Below are 17152 nucleotides of genomic sequence, written 5' to 3' on the forward strand. Positions count from 1 at the left end.
TGTTAAATAAAATTTGTAATTTTAGATTATTAACAATCAAAAATCAATATCATGTCGAATAACGCAGGAAATACATTAATTGCTCTATTAACGGGTGCAGCCATTGGAGCTGGGATAGGAATTTTGTTTGCTCCTGATAAAGGTTCAAGAACAAGAGAAAAATTTAGAGATGGTTACGATGACGCCAAAAAAGATTTAAAACATAAATTCGAGAATGCATCAGATGAATTAAAAAGCAAACTTGCTTTTACTAAAAATTATGATTTACAAGAAACATACGATGATTTGATTTCGAATGTGAGTCATAAAGCTGAAGATGTAATTTCTTTTCTAGAATCAAAATTGGCTGAGTTGAAAGAACAAAATGCCAAACTTCAAAAATAATATTGGTTTCTTCTCCTAATTAGTATTAAAAAAATAAAATTATGGCTTTTGAAGAATTAAAAGAAAATACAGAAAATATACAGGAACAAGTTCAAGCCTTCATCGAAAGCAATGTTTCTTATTACAAATTATGGGGTTTTAAAGTAGCAATGAAATCTACTACCATGATTCTTAAGTTTACATTGATTTTTTTGTGTTTTAGTATGGTTTTATTATTTTGTTCTGTAGCGGGGGCTTTAGCAATAGGAAACTATCTAGATTCTTATTGTTTAGGATTTTTAACTATTGGAGGTATATACCTTTTGTTAACAGGTCTTTTATTCACAATTAGGGATAAATTTTTTGAAGGATCGGTACTGGAAAAATTTTCTGAAATATTTTTTAACGACTAAATTATGGAAACCAAAAAATATTCTTCCTACGCTCAAATTGATAGGGAACTAGAAATTTTGAAAATTGAAAAAGAAATCAGTTATCAAAAACTCGTTTTCGGAATTAAAAAAACCAAAGAGAGTTTTACTCCGCAAAATATTGTAAGTGGAGTTATAGGTTCCTCTTTAAATGCTTTTTCTGGAAATTATGGAACGCTAATTAATCTGGCAATTCCATACGTCACGAAAGCTATTCCATTTGTTGCTAAAGCGGTTCCATTTGTTAAAAATTGGTTATCGAATAGAAAAAGAGGCAATTAAGCCTCTTTTTTATTTAAAACAATTCAAATATTATATTTCTATTTCAGGATTTTCTGGAGGTTGCGGAGCTTGATAACTAGTATGTTCCTCTGTTTTTGGTTTTGGCTTTCTGTTGGTTTTCTTCATCATTTCGCCCACTTGATTCGATGCAGAAAATGAAGCTACCATATTATTCAGCATATCACTTCCGGCTTGAGGAGAATTGGGTAATAAAATCAAATTTGAGTTAGTGTCTGCGCCAATGGCTTGCAAGGTATCATAATGTTGCGTAACCACAATCAAAGCCGAAGCTTCCTGAGAGTTTATACCCACTTTATTTAGTACATCTACACTTTCTACTAAACCTCTTGCAATTTCACGTCTTTGGTCAGCAATACCTTGTCCTTGTAAACGTTTGCTTTCTGCTTCTGCTTTTGCTTTGGCAACAATTCTAATTCTTGATGCTTCTGCTTCAAATTCCGCGACAGTTTTTTCTCTGTCGGCAGCATTGATCCTGTTCATCGCGTTTTTCACCTGAATATCAGGATCAATATCGGTTACTAATGTATTGATAATCGTGTAACCATAAGTAGTCATCGCTTCGTTTAATTCTCTTTTTACAGCAACGGCAATATCATCTTTTCTTTCGAAAACATCATCTAATTTTAGTTTTGGAACTTCGGCACGTACGACATCAAATACATAAGAAGTAATTTGATCGTGTGGATATTCCAATTTGTAAAAAGCATCGTAAACGGTTTCTTTTACAACCATAAATTGAACTGAAACTTTTAGTTTTACAAAAACGTTGTCTTTGGTTTTGGTTTCGATGATAACATCTAACTGTTGGATTTTTAGATTGACACGTCCGGCAATTCTATCAATTAAAGGAATTTTAAGTTGCAGGCCTGATTGTCGAATGCTTAAAAATTTACCGAATCGTTCAATAACAACAGAGGTTTGCTGCTTGACAGTAAAAAAGGAGGAAAGTAAAATAAATAACGCAAATACAAGAAAAATAATCAACGGAATGTCCATAGTATGAATAAATTAGTTAAAAAAATTAGGGTTAAATTACAAAAAATCTTTAGGTTTGCCTTTGTTTAATATTATTTTATGAAAAAGAAATTTCTTACGACAGTTTTTATTTTGATTTCCATAGCGGCTTTTGCCCAATATGATTATAGAGATTCTAACAGAATCGGGATTAGTTTTGGTGTCAATCAATTTACGTTGAACACTAATAATTTCCAGACCAAACCTGGAACAGGATGGAACGCAGGACTTTCTATGCGAGGAAATTTTTACAATGATTGGGATATGGTTTACGCAATGCAGTTCAGCGAAAATAATTTTTCAGTAGCCACAAAAAACTTTTTTTCAGCAAATGAGGATGTAAATTATAAATTGGCTTCTGCTCAAATATCGTTGCAATTGAGTTATAAATTGATCGAAAATCATTTAAGTGTTGAGTTTGGACCTTTGGTTCAAGTAAACGGAAAATTTAAAATTGATAACGAAAATGAAAACAATAACATTTCCGGGACGACATTATTAGCCAAAGATATTATAGATATTTCCAAGTTTAATTTCTATCCAACGGTAGGCATAACTGCCGGAGTGCGTCATTTACGGGTGAATGTTTCTTATCAATATGGGATAAACAATATGCTGGGTAACTTGAACACGAAGAATTTAGGCGTAAATTTCAAAGGAAATCCAGGAATTATCAATGGAGATTTGATTATTTATTTATAAAAAAAAGCTTCTAATCCAGATTCAGGATTAGAAGCTTTTTATCATCAAACCCTTTCAGAGTTTCATCCTGAAGCTTCGGGACTGAGATGGTTCTTTTTTATAATGTAGCTATAGCTTTTTGAATTCGGTTAATCGTTTCATCTTTTCCAATTACTTCAACGATATCAAATAGGTGAGGACCTTTCAGTGCGCCAACCAAACTCAAGCGAAACGGTTGCATTACTTTGCCCATTCCAATTTCGTTTTTCGTCATCCAATCTTTTACAATGGTTTCTATGTTCATCGAAGTAAAATCAGTGATTTCTTCTATAACAGAAATTAATTCTTGCATCAATGTTGGCGTTTCTTCCTTCCAGTTTTTCCTTGCTTTTTCATCATACAATGTTGGAGCCATAAAAAAGAAATCACTTAATTCCCAAAATTCAGAGACAAAATGGGCGCGTTCTTTGATTAAAGAAACAATATTTGTCAGTTCAACTAAAGAATAATATCGGTTAACATTCTTAGATTCTACAATAGGAGCAAAGGATTTCGCTAAATTGATATCTTTTTGTTTTACCAAATATTGGTGATTGAACCATTTGTTTTTTTCTGGATCAAATTTAGCCCCAGCTTTGTGAACTCTGCTTAAATCAAATGCTTCAACTAATTCTTCCAGTGTGAATAATTCTTTTTCGGTTCCATCATTCCAACCTAATAAAGCTAAGAAGTTAACAACTGCTTCCGGGAAAAAACCTTTTTCTCTGTACCCTGACGAAATACCTTCGGCGGTTTTCCAATCCAATGGAAATACAGGAAATCCCATCTTGTCACCATCCCTTTTTGATAATTTTCCGTTTCCAACAGGTTTCATAATCAATGGTAAATGTGCAAATTGGGGTGCTTCCCAACCAAATGCTCTGTACAATAAAACGTGTAAAGGCATCGAAGGCAACCATTCTTCACCACGAATTACGTGTGATGTTTCCATTAAATGATCATCTACAATATTAGCCAAATGATAGGTTGGCATTCCATCGCTTTTAAACAATACTTTATCATCTAAAAGACTCGTTTCAAACTTTACGTCTCCACGAATGATGTCATGCAAATGCAAAGTTTCGTTTACCGGAGTTTTAAAACGAATTACATAATGTTCTCCATCAGCAATTCTTTTGGCAGTTTCTTCAGCAGAAATAACCAAAGAAGTGTCTAGTTTTTCTCTATTGTGGTGATTGTATATAAAGGTTTTTCCTTGTTCTTCTTCCAGTTTTCTTGCTGCGTCCAACGCTTCTGCGGTATCAAAAGCATAATAGGCATTACCGGAGTTGATTAATTCATCAGCATATTGTTGGTACAAATCTTTTCTTTCGCTTTGACGGTATGGACCAAATTTTTCATTTTTTCCAATAGTTTCATCTGGAGAAATTCCTAGCCATTCCAAGGCTTCCATGATATATTCTTCGGCTCCGGGAACATAACGGTTTTGGTCAGTGTCTTCAATTCGTAAGAAGAAAACACCATTGTTTTTTTTGGCAAACAAATAATTGAATAATGCGGTACGTACTCCGCCAATATGTAAAGGTCCAGTTGGACTTGGTGCAAAACGCACACGAACTTGTTTAGACATTGCTGTAATTTTTTTGCAAAGATACAAATTCGATTACTCACTTGGATTATTTGAAAATGAGTTAATGTAAGATTAATCAGTTTGATGTTTTTTAACATTTCTTTATTCATATAAATTATTACTTTTATTGGTTACAAAAAACAAAGTTTACGTTTTGGAAAATCAAAATTTTATTTATCAGAAACTAGAAGCTTTTATCCGAAAGTTTTACACCAATGAATTGATACGAGGAATCATTTTCTTTATTGGCTTGGGATTGTTGTATTTTCTATTTACGCTTTTTGTCGAATATTTTCTTTGGCTTAAGCCAATGGGAAGAAGGATTTTGTTTTGGGTTTTTGTGGGAGTAGAAGTGTACCTGTTGTCCCGTTTTATTTTATTTCCACTGTTTAAATTATTCAAACTCCAGAAAGGAATTGATTACAATCAGGCGTCTGCTATAATTGGAAATCATTTCACGGAAGTGAATGACAAGCTGACGAATTTTCTGCAATTATCAAATTCGGATAATCATCAGAATAAATCTGAATTATTACTCGCATCGATTGAACAAAAAGCCAATGCGTTGCAACCAATTCCTTTTGGCAATGCCATAAATTTCAATACCAATCAGAGATATTTACCGTTAGCATTTATTCCTATTTTGTTTTTTGCCTTCTTTTATTTCTCCGGTAACAGCAATGTGATTTCGCAAAGTTTGAATAGAATAGTGCATTTCAATTCGGCTTTTTTACCGCCTGCTCCTTTTAAGTTTGTGGTTTTAAATGCGAATCTACAAACCGAACAAGGGAAAGATTTTATACTTCGAGTTAAAACAGTAGGTAAAGTTGTTCCTGAAAATGCGATGATTTTTATTGGTGACGAAAGTTATTTTATGGAAAACACGAAACCAGGGGAGTTTGAATTTAAAATTCTAAAGCCTTCTGAAGATATCTTGTTCCACGTGGAGGGAAATGCTGTTTCTTCATCGGATTACGAATTGAAAGTGATTACGGTTCCGTCGATTGCTAATTTCGAAATGCAATTGAACTTTCCTTCTTATTTGAATAAAAAACCTGAGAACATCAAAGGAACCGGTAACGCCATTATTCCCGAAGGAACTCGTGTAACTTGGAAAATGGATACACAAGCGACACAAAAAGTAGATTGGATTGACGGAAAGTCTAATATTCCCTTTTCGAAAACTGAAAATAGCTTTACTTTATCTAAAAATATACTTCAAAACACAGATTATCAAATTCTTACTTCAAATGATAAGGTAAAAAACTACGAAAAACTGAATTATCAGCTTACAATTGTCAAAGATCAGTTTCCAGCAATTACCGTAAACAATGCACCAGACAGTTTGAAGGTAGGGAGGAACTATGTTTTAGGACAAATTTCCGATGATTATGGATTGTCTAAACTTCAGATTGTCTATTACGAAAGAAACAAACCACAGTTTGCCAGACGTGGAACAATTGTCGTTAAAAAAGCAGCTGTTGATCAATTTGTATTTTCGTTTCCGAGTAATCTACCAGTTGAGCAAGGAGTTTCGTATGACTATTATTTTGAAGTGTATGACAACGATGCTATTCATCATTTTAAAAGTACAAAATCTTCCGTTTTCTCAAATCGTGTTTCGACTGATGAAGAGAAAGAAGATGAAATTTTGCAACAGCAAAATGATAACATCAACGGTTTAGAGAAGTCCTTAAAAAATCAAGACAAGCAAATAGCCGAAATTGAAAAACTGCAAAAAACAGGAAAAGAAAAAGATAATCTTGAATTTAAAGATCAACAGAAAGTAAATGATTTCATCAAACGCCAAAAGCAACAAGATGAAATGATGAAACAGTTTGCGGAGAAAATGAAGGATAATTTAGATAAATTCAAAACTGATGAAAAGGACAAGCTAAAAGAAGAGTTGCAAAAGCGAATAGATAAAGCCGATAAAGATTTGGATAAAAACCAAAAGTTATTGGATGAATTAAAAGAGCTGAATGATAAAATTAAAAATGAAGAACTACTTTCTAAGTTAGATAAATTTAAACAAAACAGTAAAAACCAAATTAAAAATTTAGAGCAATTAGTAGAGCTAACCAAGAAGTATTATGTCGAGAAGAAAGCGGAACAATTAGGGGATAAACTGGATAAGCTTTCCGAAAAGCAAGATAAATTAGCAGAGGATGAAAAGGAAAATAAATTGGATAAACAAGAAAATATCAATGCTGATTTTGACAAAATTCAAGAAGATTTAAAAGATTTAGAAAAGGAAAATAAGGAATTGAAATCACCGATGGATCTGCCTAATGATGATGCTAAAGAAAAAAGTATCGATCAAGATTTAAAGAAAGCTTCTGAAGAATTAAAGAAAGACGATAAAGCGAAGGCTAAACCAAATCAAAAAAGCGCCTCGAAAAAGATGAAAGAGATGGCAGCAAAGATGGCACAAACTTTGGAAGGAAATGAGAAAGAAGAACTGCAAGAGGATGTTGCTATGTTGCGACAGATTCTGGATAATTTATTGGCATTTTCTTTGTCACAGGAAGATTTAATGAATCAGTTTAAAGGGCATAAAGCAGGTTCTCCAGGCTATAATAAAAACATTAAAATCCAACAGGATTTAAAACAGCAGTTCAAACATGTTGACGATAGTTTGTTTGCGATGTCTTTAAGAAACCCTAAAATTGCCGAAGAGGTGACTAAAGAAATAGGCAACGTACATTACAACATTGATAAATCGCTAGAGAGTTTATCCGATGCTTTAGTTCCTAAAGGATTATCTCACCAGCAATATTCGATAGCTGCCGCAAATAAATTGGCTGACATGCTTAGCGATAGGCTTAACACAATGCAAATGTCTTTGTCTGGAATGGGTTCTGGAAAGCCAAAACCGGGTCAAGGACAAGGAATGCAATTGCCAGATATTATAAAAAAACAGGAAGGATTGGGAGAGAAGATGAAAGAAGGAATTAAGAAAGGTCCAAAACCCGGTGATGGCCCAAAAGGGGAAAGCGGTAAAGATGGAAAGTCTGGTAAAGGTGAAAGTCAGGATGGCGACGGAGAAGGGGATGCTCAATCCATAATGGAAATTTACAAAGAGCAAAAACAGTTGCGAGAGTCTTTGCAAAATGAACTTAATAAACATGGGTTGGGCGGTAATGGACAAAGTGCTTTGGAACAAATGAAGCAAATCGAAAAGCAATTATTAAACAAGGGATTTAAAAACGAAACGCTCCAAAAAATTCTAAATGTGAAGCAGGAATTGTTAAAATTGAATACTGCTTTACAGCAGCAAGGAGAAGAAAATAAACGCCAATCCGAAACCAATAAAAAGGAGTTTAATAATCAATCTAATGTGCTGCCAGCTGCTTTATTAGATTATTTGAATAGCATAGAAATATTAAATAGACAATCCTTACCTTTGCGCTCGAATTTTAATCAAAAGGTTCAAGAATATTTTAATAAAAAATGATCAATTTTAATTACGAAACCGACTTTAATTTAGACAACGAAGAAGCTGTTGCTTTGTGGTTGTCTAATGTTATTACCTCCGAAAACAAGAAAGAGGGAGAGATAAACTACATCTTTTGCGACGACGAGTATTTGCATAAAATCAATCTGGAATATCTTAATCACGACACATTAACGGACATCATTAGTTTTGACTACACGATGGGGAATGAGTTGAGTGGTGATATTTTTGTTTCTATCGAAAGAGTAAAAGACAACGCTGTTGATTTTAACGTTCCTTTTGAAGATGAATTGAAGCGTGTTCTGGTTCACGGAGTTTTACACTATTGCGGATATAAAGACAAAGGCGAAGCTGACGAACTTTTAATGCGCAGGAAAGAAGATGAAAAATTAACGCTGTTCCACGTGGAACAGTAAGCCTGTTTTTAATATCTAAAGTCGAAGTGTTTCACGTGGAACATTTTTATAAGTCGGCAGAATTGATAATAGAATGTTTCACGTGGAACAAAACAAAAAATAGATTTCAAAATTACAATCCGGAATACAATTGAAGGGTTAAATTATACAAGAAGATGTTTCTAGATGAATATGATGTGATAGTTGTTGGCGCGGGACATGCCGGTTCTGAGGCTGCAGCGGCTGCAGCAAATTTGGGTTCGAAAACTTTATTGGTTACAATGAGTTTGCAGAATATTGCCCAGATGTCATGCAACCCTGCGATGGGCGGAATTGCCAAAGGACAAATTGTGCGCGAGATTGATGCATTGGGTGGATACTCTGGAATTGTTTCGGACAGAACTGCAATCCAGTTCAAGATGCTGAACAAGTCTAAAGGACCTGCGATGTGGTCACCGCGTGTTCAAAGTGACCGTATGCGTTTTGCTGAGGAATGGAGAATGATGCTGGAAGGAACTCCAAATCTTGATTTTTATCAGGAGATGGTGAAAGGTTTGATTATTGAAAACGGAAAAATAAAAGGGATTCGTACTTCGTTAGGAGTGGAGATTCGATCTAAATCGGTTGTGTTGACCAATGGAACTTTCCTGAACGGTTTGATTCATATTGGCGAAAAACAATTTGGTGGAGGAAGAGCAGGCGAGAGTGCCGCTTATGGAATTACCGAAGATTTAGTCAGTGCGGGTTTTCAAGCAGGAAGAATGAAAACAGGAACGCCTCCAAGAGTGGATGGACGTTCTTTGGATTATTCTAAAATGAATGAAGAAAAAGGAGATGCTAAGCCAGATAAGTTTTCTTATTCGGATGTAACGTCACCATTGGTTCATCAGAAATCATGTCACATGACGTATACGTCCCTTGAGGTACACGATATTTTGAGAGAAGGTTTTGATCGTTCGCCAATGTTTAACGGAAGAATAAAAAGTCTTGGGCCAAGATATTGCCCATCAATTGAAGATAAAATTAATCGTTTTGCTGATAAAGAAAGACACCAATTATTTGTGGAGCCTGAAGGATGGAATACCTGTGAGGTTTATGTAAATGGTTTTTCAACTTCGCTTCCTGAGGATATTCAGTTTAAAGCGTTGCGTTCTGTTGTGGGATTTGAAAAAGTGAAATTCTTTCGTCCGGGTTATGCAATCGAATATGATTATTTCCCGCCGACACAATTGAAACATACTTTGGAAACAAAGTTGGTTGAAGGATTATATTTCGCCGGGCAAATAAACGGAACAACCGGATATGAAGAAGCAGCTTCTCAAGGATTGATGGCTGGAATCAATGCGCATTTAAAAGTGCATGAAAAAGCGCCATTGATTTTAAAAAGAGACGAGGCGTATATCGGAGTTTTAATTGATGACTTAATTACTAAAGGAACGGAAGAGCCGTATCGAATGTTTACTTCTCGTGCGGAATACAGAACGTTACTTCGTCAGGATAATGCCGATTTTAGGTTAACGCCTATGTCACATGAAATTGGTTTGGCTTCTGAAGCACGTTTGCGCAGAATGGAACACAAACTGAATAAATCCGAAAAAATGGTGGCTTTCTTCAAAGAAACGAGTGTTTCAGTTGCTGAAGCAAATCCTATTTTGGAATCAAAAGGTACCGCTCTGATTACTCAGGGAGATAAGATGTTCAAAGTTTTCTCTCGTCCGCAAATTGATTTGGAAGACATCATGAAGTTTGAAAAAGTGGCAGCTTATGTTGCGGAGAATGATTTGGATCAGGAGATTTTAGAACAAGCCGAAATTCAAGTGAAATATTCGGGTTATATTGAAAAAGAAAGAAACAACGCAGATAAACTGACACGCTTGGAAGATGTGAAAATCCCTGAGAATTTTGATTATAATAAGATTAAATCAATGTCAATTGAAGCAAAGCAAAAATTAAGCAAGATTCGCCCAGTTACGATATCTCAAGCATCAAGGATTAGCGGTGTTTCGCCAAGTGATGTTTCGGTGTTGTTGATTTATATGGGACGATAGGGATTGTAGATTTTTGATTAACGATTTCTGATTGCAGATTTGCAAAAGATCTGAAATCAGAAATCGTTAATCTTTATTCTTATATCAATACGTTCCACGTGAAACAAAATCAAATTTGCATTATATATAAAGGGATTCAGCTGCAAACTGCGACTGAAAACTGAAAACTAACAATATGGATATTTCAAACAAAAAGCATTTTTTAACCGTTAAAGATTATTCCGTTTCTCAAGAAATATTTGAATTATATCACGACGAAGCGTTGGATATGTTAATCACGTATCCACAACCCAGTTTAGAAAATTTAGGAAAGTATTACGAAAGTGTGGATTACATTTCCCATACAGACAGTAAACGATCTTTGTTTGAAAAAGCATATCATTTTGTAAAAAGCATAGCGCTAAAAAACAAGCTAAATTTAATTAATTCGCTACAACCTAGTAAAGGAAGTATTTTAGATATTGGCGCAGGAACAGGTGATTTTTTATCGGTGGCCAAAGAAAACGGTTGGCATACGATAGGGGTGGAGCCAAGTGATAAAGCAAAAGCGATTGCAAAAAAGAAAGGTGTTTCATTTGTTGGTGAAACGAGCGAATTAGAAAGCAATTCTTTTGACGTCATTTCGATGTGGCATGTTCTGGAACACGTTCCTGATTTAGACGAGCAACTAAAAGAATTAAAACGATTATTAAAACCAAACGGAACTTTAATAATTGCGGTTCCAAACTTCAAATCTTTCGACGCAAAATATTACGGGAAGTTTTGGGCAGCTTATGATATGCCGATTCATTTTTGGCATTTTTCGAAAAAGGCAATAAAAATGCTTTTCGAAAAAGAGCAAATGCAATTGGTAAAAGTACTTCCTATGAAATTTGATTCTTTTTATGTGAGCTTACTTTCCGAAAAATACAAAACAGGTAAAATGAATTTCATCAAGGCCTTTTTCATCGGATTACAATCCAATTGGGAAGCAACGAGTGATTTTGAGTATTCCTCGCACATTTACATCCTGAAAAACAGCTAAAATCTATTTTAAGCCCATTTAAACGACGTTTATTGGGCGAATTGAAGTGTTTGTTGGATTTTTAAACTAATTCGTTTAATTAAAAGATATGAAGTTCGTTTTTAATAGTCACAAATTATACATTTATCAATTATAATAATAAAATCTTATATCATAAATATTTTGCATTTTTCAAACTTTATGTCAATGCTATCTATTTTTTTATATTTTTGTCACCAATACTTAAAACAAGAAATTCACCAAAATGAAATCGAAGATTCACGAATACCAAAAAAGAAATTTTAAAAATATGAGTAAAATAGCATTAGTAATTATCGCACTTTCAATTTCAATTGTATCTTGTAACAAACCAGCAGCGGAAGTTAAGGAAGTAAAAACAGCTTACGTAGATACTTCAGTGTTGATGAAAGAATATACAGAAGCAAAAGATCTAGAAGCAAAATATAAAGCTAAATCAGAAGAGAAAGGAAGACAGCTAGAAGCTGAAATTAATCGTTTCAAACAAGAAGCAGCAGGTTTTCAAGCACAAGCGCAGGCTAACGGTCAAGCTTGGGCACAACAAAAAGGAGCTGAATTGCAAAAAAGAGAGCAACAATTAGGTGCTGCACAACAACAATTAGCACAAGAGTTGCAACAAGAAAGCGGAAAAGAAATGGATTCGTTGGTAAGCGGTGTTAAAAAATTCATCAAAAGCTACGGTAAAGAAAAAGGATACTCTTATATCTACGGAACGGGCGACGCAGCTTCAATTTTATATGCTGAAGACAAATATGATATCACAAAAGAAATCATTAAAGAATTGAACGACAAATACAAATCTGCAACTCCAAAAGAAGAAGCTAAAAAATAATTTTTTATATTAATTCAAATGAATGCCTTCGTCTAAAATTTAGATTGGAGGCATTTTTTTTATATTTTCATACTTCTATAAAATTCCAACAATATATTTCTGTTAAATAGCAATTGTTATAAATATTTTACGATGAGTAAATTAAGTCAGATTACACTTTCTTTTTGGATAATGAAAATTTGTGCCACTACCTTGGGTGAAACGGCGGGTGATTTACTGTCTATGACACTAGATATTGGATATGCGATGAGTTCAGTGGTGCTTTTATGCTTCTTTTTTGTGACTCTAAGCATTCAACTGCTGTCTAAGGAATTTAATCCAATAAAATATTGGTTGGTTATTCTCGCTACAAGTACTGCGGGAACAACTATTTCTGATTTTATGGATCGTACTTTAGGTTTGGGATATGCTACGGGTTCATTGATTCTTTTCTTTCTTTTGGCTTTAACTTTAATATTTTGGTTTCTAAAAGAAAAATCTTTAGCAGTAACTAATATTAAATCTACTCGAGTAGAAGTTTTTTATTGGATAGCTATTTTATTTTCAAATACTTTAGGAACTGCTTTGGGTGATTTTTTAGCTGATGACTCCGGATTAGGATTTTTAGGAGGTGCTTTGCTGATTGGTAGTTTGCTTTTAGTTATTACTATGGCTTACTATTTTACTAAAATAAATAGCATATTATTGTTTTGGATCGCTTTTATTTTGACTAGACCTTTTGGCGCGACTTTTGGAGATTTACTTACAAAATCGCATGAAAAAGGCGGCCTCAATTTTGGAACTGTAGGATCTTCTATAATTCTTTTTGTAATTCTGATGGTCTTAATCACTATTTCATACTTTGAAATCAGAGCAAAGAAGAGAAGTAATCAAGAAAAAAGTTCGACCTAATCTAAATTTTCGATACTTTAGCTTTATATATATACGCCTAATGCAAACAATTTCAGAAGCCGCTGCCTACACCTTACGATTCATCAATCAAACCCATCGATCCGTTTTCCTTACCGGAAAAGCAGGAACTGGAAAGACCACCCTTTTACGCGAAATTATCCAAACTACGCACAAGAATACCGTTGTTGTTGCCCCTACTGGAATTGCCGCGTTAAATGCGGGCGGTGTAACGATACATTCCATGTTTCAGTTGCCGTTTGGAGGATTTATTCCGGACAATTCATCACCTCAGTTTTCTGAAAGCACTAAATTTGAAACCAAAGCTACTTTGCGCAGGCATTTTAAAATGAGCGGTTTGAAGAAATCCGTGATTCGCAATATGGAATTGTTGGTAATTGATGAAGTCAGTATGCTTCGTGCGGATTTATTGGACGCCATGGATTATATGATGCAAACCGTCCGTAAAAAAAGTACCCCTTTTGGTGGCGTTCAAGTATTGTTTATTGGTGATTTATTGCAATTGCCGCCAGTAATTCGGGATGAAGAATGGAGAACGTTAAAAACATATTACAAAGGAAAATTCTTTTTCCATTCCCATGTCGTACAGCAAAATCCACCTTTATACATCGAACTATCCAAGATTTTTCGTCAGACCGATGATACTTTTATTGCAGTTTTAAACAACCTGCGAAACAACCAGATTTCTCAAGAAGATATTCAGACTTTAAATCAATACGTAAAACCGGATTTTGATTTAAAAGCCAATAAAGGATACATCACTTTAACCACACATAATAACAAAGCGGATTCAATGAATGCGCAGGCTTTGGAAGATCTAGAGGGAAAGTTGGTGATTTATAAACCGGAAATTGTGGGTGATTTTCCAGAGAAAATTTTTCCGGTGGAAGAACAGTTGCAGTTGAAAGTGGGCGCACAAATCATGTTTGTCAAAAACGATTTATCCTTTGATAAAAACTATTTCAACGGAAAAATGGGCGTTATCAAATCGCTTTCGAGTCATGAAATTTTGGTTCATTTTCCAGAAGAAAACAAAACGATAGAAGTCGAAAAGTACGAATGGCAAAACATTCGCTATAAAGTAGACGAAATGACCAAAGAAATTGAAGAAGAGGTTTTAGGAACTTTTGTTCATTATCCAATAAAATTAGCTTGGGCAATTACGGTTCACAAAAGCCAAGGATTAACATTTGACAAAGCTGCGCTCGATGTTTCGCAAGTTTTTCTGCCTGGACAAGCGTATGTGGCATTGTCTCGTTTGCGCTCGTTAGAAGGGCTTATTTTGCTTTCTCCTTTGCGAATGAATGGGATTTCTAATGATCAGGACGTGATGGATTATTCACTCAATAAAGCATCGGATTCGTTTTTAGAAAATGCACTGCATTTTGAAACTAAGAATTTCATCCACAATTATTTGATTAACAGCTTCGATTGGGGTGATTTGGCTCAGGAATGGCGCAATCATAGATTCAGCTATTCGGAAAAATCAGAAAATTCAGAGAAATCCAAACATGCGGTTTGGGCCAAAAAGCAAACGGAAGTCATCGAACAACTTTTGGATCCATCCAAAAAATTCATATCCCAATTGAATAAGCTTTTCAGCCAGGAAACCGCGGATTTAAACCATATTTCGGAAAGGATACAAGCGGCATTCGGTTATTTTCTGGAGCCAATGGATGATTTGGTTTTTGAAATCCTTTGGAAACTGGAAGAAGTAAAACGCATCAAGAAAGTAAAAGCTTTTTATGATGAATTAATCGTTTTGGAAGAATTGCAGACTAAAGCCGTTTTGCGATTAATGAAAGCCAAATTATTAATTGAAACCGTTGTTGCTGGTGAAACTATTTCGAAAGAGAAATTGACTTCGTCAGAAATTAAAAACTACATCAGCCGAAAAACGGAGGCGATTCAAAATCAATTCAAGAAATTAAATATCACGTTGATTGATGATGATAACGATGTGGAGCGTTACACTTCAAAAAAGAAATCAGATAAAAAAGAGCCTAAGAAATCTACCGTGCAGGAAACCTATGAATTGTGGCTGGAGAAGAATTCTATTGCCGAAATCGCTGCAATCAGAAAACTGACCATACAAACGATCGATGGGCATTTAGTGCGGCTTATTCAAGCAGGAACGATTGCTATTACGGATGTTTTGCCAGAAGATAAGCTACGGGAACTAGCGGAAGCTTTTAGAGGCTATAAAGAAGAATCTTTGAACAATTTGAAAGAACAAGTAGGCGAAAAGTTTACTTGGGACGAACTGAAAATGTTTAAAGCGAGTTTGAATTAAAGAGTGAAGACGGTTGTTCTTTAGTAATCGAATTATTCTATACATTTGTAAAATAAATATTACTAAACAGTTGGGTATATAAATCTTAAATCTATGAAAAAACTATTCCTTTTATTCTTCGTGCTTTTTATTTCATTTTCTTTTGGGCAAACTAAAAAGAAAGAAATTGTTTCTAATCCTTCGGTAGTTGAAGATAAAATCCGCATTGTCAAAGGGAATCCAAATTATGACGCTAAAATAACAATAGACCCGGTAAATGCAGCACAAGCTGTAGTAAATGATGACAATGTTATTTACACTAAAGGACGAGTGGAAGTACATCCAGAATTTCCTAGAGGAATAGAAAATTTTTATGCTTTCGTGGCTAAGAACTATAAAATTCCTGATGAAGAAGGACTCAATGGTACAGTGTTTGTTATTTTTGTAGTTGAAAAAGATGGTTCATTAACTGATATTAAAATTCTTAAGGATATTGGCTATGGAACAGGTAAAGAAGCTATAAGAGTTTTAAAACTTTCTTCAAAATGGAAACCAGCTGAACTAAATGGAAAAAAAGTAAGATGTTCCTATAGTTTGCCGATTACACTTCCTAATCCTCAAGAAGTAATTTATGTTAAGTAAAAAACATAACAAAATTTGCCAGTCATTGCGTTTGTTTTCAGTGTAGATTTTTTTTTAGGCTATTATTAGTAGACAAATAGGCTTTCAATACCTAAAAAAAAACCTATTCAAATCGAATAGGTTTTTTACATTTTATAAGGATTGAATTAAGATCCAGGCTTCTGGATTGTGTTTTTTCTGAATTTCAGATTGTGCTTTTTGCGCTTCTGCAAAAGTAGAATAGCTTCCATAGAGTACAGGAAACAATCCATGTTTGTTAGGAGCAATGCGACGGGCTTTGTAGCCTAAATGAGTTAATTGATTAAATGTCTTATTTGCATTTTTTTCCTCTCTATAAACACCAGCCATAATGTGATACGACATTTTTTCTTCCTTAACGGCTGATTTAACTGATAGCGTTACAGCCGGAACTGGACTTTTGATAAAGAAAGTAGCTTCTTGAATTTTATTTTGTACTTGTTTTTGAACAGCAGTTTCAACAAGCATTGTTTCTGTGGCAATTTGGTTTTGGTAAATGGAATAACCAACACTTCCTGTAAGACCTAATCCCAATACAAAAATTGCAGCATATTTTAAATATGGACTCGCTGTTCTTGTTTCAGGAACCAATAAAATTGGTGCTTTTTCTTCGATTGCTTCCAATTCTTTTTCGAAAATTTCTCTTTTTACAAGAGGAGAAACGAAAGGAGCTAAACCAAAAGAACTTGCCAAATAGTTGGTTTGATCGTAAGGCGTAAAAACCAAATTATTATCGGCATTCAAGCAAAGATCACCTATGTTTTTTAAAGAAAAAATGTTGTTTTCTTCTAATGTTTTTTTCCAAGTAAAAACTTCATATTGAATAGCACTTACGGCATATTCATAAGATGTTTTTTCAGCTTGAGCAATATGATTCGCTAATAAGCCATCATTATTTTTTAGATTAGCATTAAAAGAAATCATTTTTTTTGGTGGAGAAAATGAATTCGTGCTTTCATTCAGTTGAGCCGATTGAATTTCGGTCAAAAAAGCTCCGAAACCCGGAACGGTTACACATTGATAACGGTATAAAAGCTGCGCGATGTATAGTTCGATTTTCATACTTACAAAGTTATACAACCAAAATAGTTATCAAAATTTTATTCACAATTTTT

15 protein-coding genes are annotated in these 17152 nt (G+C 34.3%); 12 read left to right on the forward strand and 3 right to left on the reverse strand.

The features are described from left to right. The first annotated feature begins 51 nt into the window (after window positions 1-51). From ACM55K_RS02185 to ACM55K_RS02195, 3 genes are read left to right on the forward strand one after another with little or no spacing between them, the layout of a single operon-like run. On the forward strand, window positions 52-384 hold the full coding sequence (locus ACM55K_RS02185; protein ID WP_416848609.1) for a YtxH domain-containing protein: 333 nt from the start codon (window positions 52-54) through the stop codon (window positions 382-384). Between the two features lie 41 nt (window positions 385-425). After that, window positions 426-776, forward strand: coding sequence for a competence protein (locus tag ACM55K_RS02190; protein WP_416848611.1), 351 nt, complete (start codon window positions 426-428; stop codon window positions 774-776). Window positions 777-779: 3 nt separating this feature from the next. Then, window positions 780-1076 carry a DUF6327 family protein gene (locus ACM55K_RS02195; RefSeq protein ID WP_416848612.1) on the forward strand — a complete coding sequence of 99 codons (297 nt, stop codon included), beginning with the start codon at window positions 780-782 and terminating at the stop codon, window positions 1074-1076. Window positions 1077-1106: 30 nt separating this feature from the next. Here the strand turns inward: ACM55K_RS02195 and ACM55K_RS02200 are convergent, their stop codons facing one another. Next, window positions 1107-2093, reverse strand: a complete 987-nt coding sequence (locus tag ACM55K_RS02200) for an SPFH domain-containing protein (protein WP_416848613.1) — start codon at window positions 2091-2093, stop codon at window positions 1107-1109. 78 nt (window positions 2094-2171) lie between these two features. On the opposite strand from ACM55K_RS02200, the gene ACM55K_RS02205 reads away from it, so the two are divergent. Next, window positions 2172-2813, forward strand: coding sequence for an outer membrane beta-barrel protein (locus ACM55K_RS02205; RefSeq protein WP_416848614.1), 642 nt, complete (start codon window positions 2172-2174; stop codon window positions 2811-2813). Window positions 2814-2910: 97 nt separating this feature from the next. Here the strand turns inward: ACM55K_RS02205 and gltX are convergent, their stop codons facing one another. Next, window positions 2911-4422 (reverse strand): glutamate--tRNA ligase, encoded by a 1512-nt coding sequence (gene gltX, locus ACM55K_RS02210; RefSeq protein WP_416848615.1) that lies wholly within the window; start codon window positions 4420-4422, stop codon window positions 2911-2913. A gap of 154 nt (window positions 4423-4576) precedes the next feature. Here gltX and ACM55K_RS02215 point away from each other — a divergent pair, with 154 nt between their 5' ends. The 8 genes from ACM55K_RS02215 (at window position 4577) to ACM55K_RS02250 (ending at window position 16019) form a co-directional block, all read left to right on the forward strand. After that, window positions 4577-7879 (forward strand): hypothetical protein, encoded by a 3303-nt coding sequence (locus ACM55K_RS02215; protein WP_416848616.1) that lies wholly within the window; start codon window positions 4577-4579, stop codon window positions 7877-7879. Further along, on the forward strand, window positions 7876-8295 hold the full coding sequence (ybeY, locus tag ACM55K_RS02220) for an rRNA maturation RNase YbeY (RefSeq protein WP_416848617.1): 420 nt from the start codon (window positions 7876-7878) through the stop codon (window positions 8293-8295). Before ACM55K_RS02215 ends, ybeY begins: the two co-directional genes overlap by 4 nt. A gap of 155 nt (window positions 8296-8450) precedes the next feature. Then, window positions 8451-10322, forward strand: coding sequence for a tRNA uridine-5-carboxymethylaminomethyl(34) synthesis enzyme MnmG (gene mnmG, locus ACM55K_RS02225; RefSeq protein ID WP_416848618.1), 1872 nt, complete (start codon window positions 8451-8453; stop codon window positions 10320-10322). A 175-nt stretch (window positions 10323-10497) separates the two neighbouring features. Beyond that, window positions 10498-11346 (forward strand): class I SAM-dependent methyltransferase, encoded by an 849-nt coding sequence (locus tag ACM55K_RS02230; RefSeq protein ID WP_416848619.1) that lies wholly within the window; start codon window positions 10498-10500, stop codon window positions 11344-11346. A gap of 289 nt (window positions 11347-11635) precedes the next feature. Further along, window positions 11636-12196 (forward strand): OmpH/Skp family outer membrane protein, encoded by a 561-nt coding sequence (locus ACM55K_RS02235; protein WP_416848620.1) that lies wholly within the window; start codon window positions 11636-11638, stop codon window positions 12194-12196. A gap of 132 nt (window positions 12197-12328) precedes the next feature. Next, window positions 12329-13087: a COG4705 family protein gene (locus ACM55K_RS02240; protein ID WP_416848621.1), complete on the forward strand. Its 759-nt coding sequence runs from the start codon at window positions 12329-12331 to the stop codon at window positions 13085-13087. A 40-nt stretch (window positions 13088-13127) separates the two neighbouring features. Continuing rightward, a complete protein-coding gene (locus tag ACM55K_RS02245; protein WP_416848622.1) occupies window positions 13128-15398 on the forward strand; it encodes a helix-turn-helix domain-containing protein in 2271 nt (756 codons plus the stop codon). A gap of 93 nt (window positions 15399-15491) precedes the next feature. After that, window positions 15492-16019, forward strand: coding sequence for an energy transducer TonB (locus ACM55K_RS02250; protein ID WP_416848623.1), 528 nt, complete (start codon window positions 15492-15494; stop codon window positions 16017-16019). A gap of 132 nt (window positions 16020-16151) precedes the next feature. Here the strand turns inward: ACM55K_RS02250 and ACM55K_RS02255 are convergent, their stop codons facing one another. Continuing rightward, on the reverse strand, window positions 16152-17099 hold the full coding sequence (locus tag ACM55K_RS02255) for an HU domain-containing protein (protein WP_416848624.1): 948 nt from the start codon (window positions 17097-17099) through the stop codon (window positions 16152-16154). Between the last annotated feature and the right edge of the window lie 53 nt (window positions 17100-17152).

This window comes from Flavobacterium arabinosi (assembly GCF_048158725.1).
In the GTDB taxonomy this organism is placed as follows: domain Bacteria; phylum Bacteroidota; class Bacteroidia; order Flavobacteriales; family Flavobacteriaceae; genus Flavobacterium; species Flavobacterium arabinosi.